An 8,665-nucleotide genomic window follows, 5' to 3' on the forward strand; every position below is an offset into this window, starting at 1 on the left:
TTGGCGCGCCGACGAACCAATCATAAGGGGGAAAACTGTTACCTATGTATCCGGTTCAAACTGTTACCCATCTATCGGCTGGACACTGGCCGCAACCTTGGCACCTTTTCCGCAACGTTGGAGATTGGCGAAATCCTTTGCGAAGGCGTCCTTCTCCCCGTCACTATACGGGGAGAAGATGCCGGCAGGCAGATGAGGGGCGGCGCAAACGCCTCTTCAGAGGGCGAAATTTCGCTGCCAAATCGCCGTCGATCGGCTATCCTTCGCTCTCCAACGTTGAAGAACCCTGGCCATGCACCTCACATCGCTCCTGATCTTCGCCGCCGCCTTGTTCGTTGCCGCCGGCTCGCCCGGTCCATCGATCGCGGCGCTCGTCGCGCGCGTCATCTCGAAAGGTTTTCGCGACGTGTTCCCGTTCCTGCTTGCCATGTGGATCGGCGAGGGCATCTGGCTGTCGCTGGCGGTGTTCGGGCTGGCCGTGGTGGCGCAGACCTTCCATTTCGCCTTTGTCGTCGTGAAATGGGCCGGCGTCGCCTATCTCGCCTACCTTGCCTGGAAGATGTGGACCGCACCTGTCGATGCGAAAGAGGGCGAGATGCCGCGCGAGGATTCTCCGGCAAAGCTGTTCTTCGCCGGCATGGCGGTGACGCTCGGCAATCCCAAGATCATGATGTTCTATCTGGCGCTGCTGCCGACCATCATCGACCTCGCTTCCGTCAGCATCGTCGGGTGGGTCGAGTTGACGGCGACCATGGCCGTGGTGCTGGTCGCCATCGATCTGGCCTGGGTGCTCGCCGCATCACAGGCGCGCAAGCTCCTCAGGAGCAAGCGCGCCATGAAGATCGCCAACCGCATCAGTGCCACGACGATGGCCGGCGCGGCCGCGGCGATCGCGGCGCGGTCATAACCCGTCACATCATCTCAATGATGGGCGCGATCTCGACGCTGAAACCCGGGTCCATCAGGATCGGGCAATCCTTGGCCTTGGCTACGGCATCGTCGATATCTTTCGCTTCGACGATCGTGTAGCCGGCAGTCGGATTGCTGCCGCCATTGTTCTCGACCTTGCCGCCGGGTAGCACCATCTTCGACATGCCGACCGGATTGCCGCCGTCGACCACGGCCGAGCCGAGCTTGCCATACCAGCCGTTCCAGGCGTCCATTGCCGCTTTCCGCTCGGCCTCGTCGGTCGGCATCTTGCCCGAGCCATGATAGACGTAGAGATACTTCGCCATGTTCTCCTCCCTTGGTGAGCGGCATCGAACCGGCATGCGGTCATGCCGCCTGCCGATCATCGGACCAAACCGGCAAACAAGCAATGAGAATGCGAGACAGCTAATATAACATCCGACCTGGCCCCAGTTGCCGCGCCTCATCGCGCCATGGCGTGGTATTCGTCGTTTGGCCGCATATCGATTGCCGCGGCCACTCGGTTCGACATGTTGAAGAAGGCCGCGGTCGAGGCGATGTCCCAGATGTCGCGATCGGTGAAGCCGGCCTTGCGAAGTGCTGCCCGATCGGCCTCGACAATCTTCGCCGGCTCCTCGGTCAACTTGACGGCGAATTCGAGCATTGCGGTCTGCTTGGGCGAAAGATCGGCGGCGCGGAAATTCATCACCATCATTTCGCCGAGCGCCGGGTCGCCGGACAACTGGCGTACCGCCGCGCCATGGGCGGTCAGGCAATAGTAGCAATGATTTATCGAAGAGACGGCGACCGCGATCATCTCCCGCTCCAGCTTCGACAGGCCGGATTCTCCGAGCATCAAATCGTTGTACATGTCGGTGAAAGCACGCAGCTTCTTGTCATCGAAGGCGTAGGCGCGCAGCACGTTGGGGACGAGGCCGAGCTTCTCCTCGCATTTGGCGAAATAGGTCTTTGTCGCCTCGCTCAGATCTCCCGAGGCAAGGTCAAGCGCGGTGATTTTGCCGGTCATGGGTCATTTCTCCTCGTTGGACGGCGTCTTGTTGCGGAATTCCGATATTTCTTTGCAAGCCGTCAAACCTTTGTCGCCAAACAGCGGTCATCTGCTACCATAGTCGTAAAAGCATTGACGGGAGGGAAGTGCCTCATGGCCAGCGTGAAATCCGCGAGCAAGCCGAAGAAAAAAACCACGGCAGCGACAAAAGCGGAGGAAAGGCCAGCCAGGCTCGCCGACTATCTGCTCGCCCGCGCGCCGGCTGAAGATCTCGCCGCCTATGAAATGGCCGATCTCGAACGCGCCGCCGATCTCGCCGGCCAGGCAATCGCCGTTCACAAGAAAGGCGAGTGCGTCGTCGCCGTCGACGCCGATTCCGGCGTTGTCCGAGACGGCCGCCCGGTGACGGTCATCACGGTCGTCAACGACAACATGCCGTTCCTGTTCGATTCCATCCTTGGCGAAATCACCGAGACGTCAGGCGAGCCGATGCTGGTCACCCATCCGGTCATCGTGGTTCGTCACGGCAAAGGCGGTGTGGAAGAGATCCTCGGCGACGGCAATTTCGCCAAGGATGACGGCAGCCACGACCGGCTGAGCGTCATCCATGTCCACATACCGCGGCTGACCGCGGAGCAGGCGAGCGGATTGACCGAGCGGTTGCGCAAGACGCTCCGCCAGGTTCATGCCGCCGTCCACGACTGGAGACCGATGCTGGCCCGCCTCGATCAGGCGATTTCCGAATTCCGCTATTCGGCGGTGCCACTCGACAAGAAGAGCGTTGCCGAGGCGATCGCTTTCCTCGAGTGGTTGCGCGACGACAATTTCACCTTCCTCGGCATGCGCGAGTTCAAATACACCGGCGGCGAGGAAAGCGGCACACTGGAGCGCGCCGACAAGGCCGGCCTCGGCATCCTCGCTGATCCCGATGTGCTGGTGCTCAGGCGCGGCACCGAAGCGGTGACGACAACGCCGGAGATCCGCGCCTTCCTGCATGGGCCGGAGCCGCTGATCGTCACCAAGGCCAATGCCAAGTCTTCCGTGCATCGCCGCATTTATCTCGACTACATCGGCGTCAAGACCTACACCGCCAAAGGCACGCTGGCGGGCGAATTGCGCATGGTCGGCCTGTTCACCTCGACCGCCTACACGCGCTCGGTGATGAAGATCCCCTACCTGCGGTCCAAGGCCGAAACCATCATCGCCAAGTCCGGCTTCGACCGGCACGACCACTCCGGCAAGGCGCTGATCAATGTGCTGGAAAGCTATCCGCGCGACGAATTGTTCCAGGTGCCGGTGCCGATCCTGAGGAAGCACGCCGCCGCCATTCTTGGCCTGGTCGAGCGGCCGCGGGTGCGGGCGCTGGTGCGCGCCGACCAGTTCGACCGCTTCGTCTCGATCCTCGTCTTCGTGCCGCGCGACCGTTACGACAGCGTGGTGCGCGAGAAGATCGGCCTCTATCTGAAAACCGTGTTCGAAGGCCGGCTGTCGGCCTACTACCCGGCATTCCCCGAAGGCGGGCTGGCGCGCGTGCACTTCATCATCGGCCGTTCCGGCGGCAAGACGCCGAAGGTCGAGCAAGCGACGATCGAAGCCGCGATCCGCGACATCGTGCGTACCTGGGAAGATGCGCTTTCAGATGCGGCGGAGGCCAATGGCGCCGATCAGGCGTTGAAGAGCATCGCCGCGCGGCTGCCGGAAAGCTACCGCGATTCGTTTAGCGCGGCGGTAGCGCTGGCCGATGCCGGGCGCATTTCCAAAATCAGCGCCGGCAATCCGATCGCCATCAACTATTATCGCCATGGCGAGCAGAAGCCGCACCAGGCAGCGCTGAAGATCTATCACCACGGCAGCCCGGTGGCGCTGTCGCGGCGCGTGCCGGTGCTGGAAAACATCGGCTTCCGCGTCATCAGCGAACGCACCTTCGAAGTCGGCGACGGCCAGTCCGGCCAGATCAGTAGCGGTCAGCCCGGCATGATCAATAGTGATCAGCCCGGCATGATCATTAGTGATCAGCCAAGCCGGGTCTTCATCCACGACATGGAGCTGGAGAACAGCTACGGCAAGCCAATCGATCTGACCGATGGTGGAGCGCTGTTCGAGGACGCGTTCTTGTCCGTCTGGCGCGGCGACGTCGACAATGACGGCTACAATGGCCTTGCCCAGACCGCGGGCCTGTGGTCGGGCGAGATCACCGTCCTGCGCGCCTATGGCCGCTATCTGCAGCAGGTTGGCATTCCGCAGAGCCAGGATTTCATCGCCGCCGCGCTCAATCGCTATCCCGATATCGCGCGCGGCCTGCATGCGCTGTTCATCGCCAGGCTTGGCCCGACAGCCGAGACCGAAGGCGTGGTGGCGGCAAAGCACCTCAAGGCAAAGATCAAGGACGCGCTGGAAGACGTTCCCAACATCGACGACGACACCATCATCCGGCGCTATCTCAATCTGATCGAAGCCTCGCTGCGCACCAATCATTTCGTTGCCGATACGAAAGAGAAAGGCCAGTCGCTGGCGATCAAGCTCGATTCGCATGCGGTGGAAGGATTGCCGGCGCCGCGGCCGTGGCGGGAGATTTTCGTCTACGGTTCCGAGGTCGAGGGCCTGCATCTGCGCTTCGGCCCGGTGGCGCGCGGCGGCCTGCGCTGGTCGGATCGCGCCCAGGACTATCGCACCGAGGTGCTCGGCCTGGTCAAGGCCCAGCAGGTCAAGAATGCCGTCATCGTGCCGGTCGGCGCCAAAGGCGGCTTCTACCCGAAGAAGCTGCCGATGACCGCCGGCCGTGACGCGATCTTCGAGGCCGGCACCTCGGCCTACAAGAACTTCGTCTCCAGCCTGCTGTCGATCACCGACAATATCGGCCTCGAGGGTGTCATCCCGCCGGCCGGCGTCGTGCGCCGCGACCCGGACGATCCGTATTTCGTCGTTGCCGCCGACAAGGGCACGGCGACCTTCTCCGACACCGCCAACGCCATCAGCGAGCGGCACGGCTTCTGGCTCGACGACGCTTTCGCCAGCGGCGGCTCGGCCGGCTACGACCACAAGAAGATGGGCATCACCGCCAAAGGCGCATGGGAAGCCGTCAAGCGGCATTTCCGAGAGATCAACCGCGATATCCAGACCTCGCCTTTCACTGTCGTCGGTGTCGGCGACATGTCGGGCGACGTGTTCGGCAACGGCATGCTGTTGTCGCCGAAGACCCGGCTGATCGCCGCCTTCGATCATCGCGACATCTTCATAGATCCCGATCCGGATATGGCCGCGTCGATGGCCGAACGCGAGCGCATGTTCGCTCTCCCCCGCTCGAGCTGGCAGGACTACGACAAGACCAAACTGTCGGAAGGCGGCATCATCGTCTCGCGCAACCAAAAGTCGATCACCCTGCCGGCTGCGGCGGCGGCAGCGATCAGCCTTGGCAAGACGACCGCCACGCCGGTCGAGATCATGACCGCCATCCTGAAGGCGCCGGTCGATCTTCTGTGGTTCGGCGGCATCGGCACGTATTTGCGAGCATCGACCGAGACCAATGCCGAGGTCGGCGACCGCGCCAACGATGCCATCCGCGTGACCGCGCTGGACGTGCGCGCCAAGGTGATCGGCGAGGGTGCCAATCTCGGCGTCACCCAGCGGGCGCGCATCGAGTTCGGCATGAACGGAGGCCGTTGCAATTCCGACGCCATCGACAATTCCGGCGGCGTCAACTGCTCCGACGTCGAGGTCAACATCAAGATCGCGCTGGCGTCAGCCATGCGCAAGGGATCGTTGACGCGCCCTGCTCGCAACAAGCTGCTGGCCGAGATGACGGACGAGGTCGGCTCGCTCGTCCTGTCCAACAACTACCAGCAGACGCTGGCACTTTCGATCGCCCGCAAGCGCGGCCTCGCCGACATCGCGCATCAGAGCCGTTTCATGACGGCGCTGGAGGCGCGCGGCCTGCTCGACCGCGCCGTCGAGACGCTGCCGTCGCCGGCGGCGCTCGCCGAGCGCGAAGCGCGCGGCGAACCGTTGACCAGGGCCGAGCTCGGCGTGCTGCTCGCCTATGCCAAGATCGTGCTGTTTTCCGACATCGTCGCCAGCGACGTGCCTGATGACGCGCATTTCGACCGCGACCTGATGGGTTATTTTCCCGATCGGATGGCGAAGAAATATGCCGCCGAAATCCACGGCCACCGGCTGCGCCGCGAGATCATTACGCGCGTCGTCGCCAACGATCTGGTCAATCGCGGCGGCCCGTCCTTCGTCAACCGGCTGCAGGAGGCCACGGGGCGCACCGCCGCCGACGTGGTGCGGACCTTCGCGGTGGTGCGCGACGGTTTTGCCTTGCCGGCGCTCTATCGCGAGATCGACGCGCTCGACAACCAGATCGATGGCCAGGTGCAGCTCGATCTCTATCAGATGGTCAGCCGGCTGATCTATGTGACCAGCGGCTGGTATCTGAAGAACGATGTCGGCACGGCAGCCCTTGGCCAGCGCATCGCCGAACTGCTGGAAGCCCGCAAGGCGCTGGAGCCCAAGCTCGTTTCGCTGCTGCCGGCCTTCTCGCGCGAGCGGATCGAGGAGAAGCGGCACGGGCTGTTCAAGAGCGGCGCGCCTGAAAGGCTGGCCGAGCAGCTGGCGTTGAGCGAGGTAGCGGAACTCGTCCCCGACATCGCGCTGACGGCACGTACCGCCGGCGCCGACATCGTCGCGGCGGCCACAGCTTTCTTCGCCGTGAGCGATGCCTTCCGCATCCCGCGTGTCGAGGACGCGGCACGCTCGATCACGCCGTCGGACTATTACGACCAGCTGGCGCTTTCGCGCGCCACCGACATGATCGGCGCCGCGCGGCGCGGCATCGCGGTGGCGGCGCTCACCGGTCATGCCAAGACGGCCGATCCGGTGGCGGCCTGGCTGGAAGCTGGCGGGGAGCGGGTGGCGCGCATCCGCGAGCGGCTGCAGGCGCTGACCGAAGGCGGCGACATCACCGTGTCGCGGCTGTCGGTCGCTTCCGGGTTGATGAGCGACTTGACGGGGATGTGAGTTGGTTTGTTTTCACCCGGCTGTCGCCACCTTTTCTCCGTATAGCGACGAGCGAAGGGATTCGGCCGCAATGCTGGCTTTCTCGCGACGCCGATGATTGGCGAAATCGTCGATGACGACGTCTTTTTCTCCGTCGCTATTCGTGAGAAATGCCCGGCAGAGCCATGAGGACGGCGCAATGCTCGATATTTGCATGAATGCTGGAAAAATGCAGACATGGCGCCCGACAAGGGCACGGCCGGGGGAATCATCATGGCGGTAGAGGCGGTGCAGCGCGCGTCTGGACGTGGTATCTGGGGATGGATGCTGTTCGACTGGGCCGCGCAGCCGTTCTTCACGGTCATCACCACCTTCATCTTCGGGCCGTACTTCGTCTCACGCATGGCGAGCGATCCGGAAACCGGCCAGGCGGCCTGGGGTTACGGCATTGCCGCGGCGGGCCTGGTCATCGCCGTGCTGTCGCCGATCCTGGGCTCGATCGCCGATCAGACCGGTCCACGCAAGCCGTGGATCGCGTTCTTCGCCGCGGTCAAGGTCACCAGCCTTAGCCTACTTTGGTTCGCGGCTCCCGGTTCGAACCTTTTCCTGGTCGTGTTCTTGTTCTCGCTGGCGTCGGTCGCGGCCGAGTTTTCGACCGTGTTCAACGATTCGATGATGCCGCGCCTGGTGCCGAAGAGCGAGATCGGACGGATTTCCAACATGGCGTGGGGCCTTGGATATCTCGGCGGCATGATCGCGCTGATCTTCGTGGTCGCCTGCATGGCCGGTTCGCCGGAGACGGGCAAGACGATCATCGGCATCGACCCGCTGTTCGGGCTCGACCCGAAACTCGGCGAGGACGCCCGCGCCACCGGGCCGCTGTCGGCCGGCTGGTACTTCCTGTTCATCCTGCCGATGTTCTTTTTCACGCCCGACGCCCTCAAGGGCCTGCCGATCGGCCCGGCGGTGCGAGAGGGGTTGGCTGAGCTGAAAGTAACACTGGGTGAGGTGCGCAAGCGCAGCGGTATCTTCCGCTTCCTTGTCGCCCGCATGATCTATCAGGACGGCGTCAACGCGCTGCTGGCGCTGGGTGGTACGTTTGCGGCTGCAATGTTCCATTGGTCGATCACCGAGATCGGCATTTTCGGCATCATTCTCAATGTCGTCGCCATCTTCGGCTGCCTGGTTGCAGCCCGTCTCGACACGGCGCTTGGTTCAAAAACCATCGTGATGATCTCACTGGTCCTGCTCGGCATCGCCACGATCGGCATCGTCTCGACCGGACCGGGCTACACTTTGTTCGGCCTCTGGATGATGCCCGGACCAGACAGCGGCGGCCTGTTCGGTACGGCGGCGGAAAAGGCCTACATCTTCTTCGGCCTGTTGATTGGCGTGGCTTTCGGGCCGGTGCAGGCGTCGTCGCGTTCCTACATGGCGCGCAGTGTTACCGCCGCCGAATCCGGCCGCTATTTCGGAATTTATGCGCTGGCCGGGCGGGCGACCAGTTTCCTGGCGCCGTTCATGGTCGCGTCCGTCACCCTGGCCAGTGGCTCGGCGCGCCTCGGCATGGCGGTGATCGTGCTGTTCCTTGGGCTCGGCATGGTGATCCTGGTCAAGACGCCCTATCCGGCGGATCGACCGGCGGAGTGAGTTTACCCTCCCCCTTGTGGGGAGGGTCGATCCGCGAAGCGGAGCGGGGTGGGGGTGGGGCGCCGCCCCCCCCCCCGCGGACCCAATTGGGTGGAGTTTTAA

General features: G+C 63.4%; 5 protein-coding genes. 3 read left to right on the forward strand and 2 right to left on the reverse strand.

What is annotated here, in order from left to right:
• The first annotated feature begins 292 nt into the window (after window positions 1-292).
• Complete coding sequence (locus tag NKH03_RS33515) at window positions 293-907, forward strand: LysE family translocator (RefSeq protein WP_352973142.1); 615 nt, start codon at window positions 293-295, stop codon at window positions 905-907.
• 4 nt (window positions 908-911) lie between these two features.
• Here the strand turns inward: NKH03_RS33515 and NKH03_RS33520 are convergent, their stop codons facing one another.
• Together NKH03_RS33520 and NKH03_RS33525 are read right to left on the reverse strand one after the other, a co-directional pair.
• On the reverse strand, window positions 912-1,235 hold the full coding sequence (locus NKH03_RS33520) for a YciI family protein (protein ID WP_352865095.1): 324 nt from the start codon (window positions 1,233-1,235) through the stop codon (window positions 912-914).
• 137 nt (window positions 1,236-1,372) lie between these two features.
• Window positions 1,373-1,936 carry a peroxidase-related enzyme gene (locus NKH03_RS33525; RefSeq protein WP_352865092.1) on the reverse strand — a complete coding sequence of 188 codons (564 nt, stop codon included), beginning with the start codon at window positions 1,934-1,936 and terminating at the stop codon, window positions 1,373-1,375.
• 135 nt (window positions 1,937-2,071) lie between these two features.
• Here NKH03_RS33525 and NKH03_RS33530 point away from each other — a divergent pair, with 135 nt between their 5' ends.
• Together NKH03_RS33530 and NKH03_RS33535 are read left to right on the forward strand one after the other, a co-directional pair.
• Window positions 2,072-6,934 carry an NAD-glutamate dehydrogenase gene (locus NKH03_RS33530; RefSeq protein ID WP_352973143.1) on the forward strand — a complete coding sequence of 1,621 codons (4,863 nt, stop codon included), beginning with the start codon at window positions 2,072-2,074 and terminating at the stop codon, window positions 6,932-6,934.
• Between the two features lie 252 nt (window positions 6,935-7,186).
• Window positions 7,187-8,563 carry an MFS transporter gene (locus NKH03_RS33535; protein ID WP_352973144.1) on the forward strand — a complete coding sequence of 459 codons (1,377 nt, stop codon included), beginning with the start codon at window positions 7,187-7,189 and terminating at the stop codon, window positions 8,561-8,563.
• Window positions 8,564-8,665: the final 102 nt, after the last annotated feature.

Origin of the sequence: Mesorhizobium sp. M1406, from assembly GCF_040317555.1 — a bacterium.
GTDB lineage: Bacteria > Pseudomonadota > Alphaproteobacteria > Rhizobiales > Rhizobiaceae > Mesorhizobium.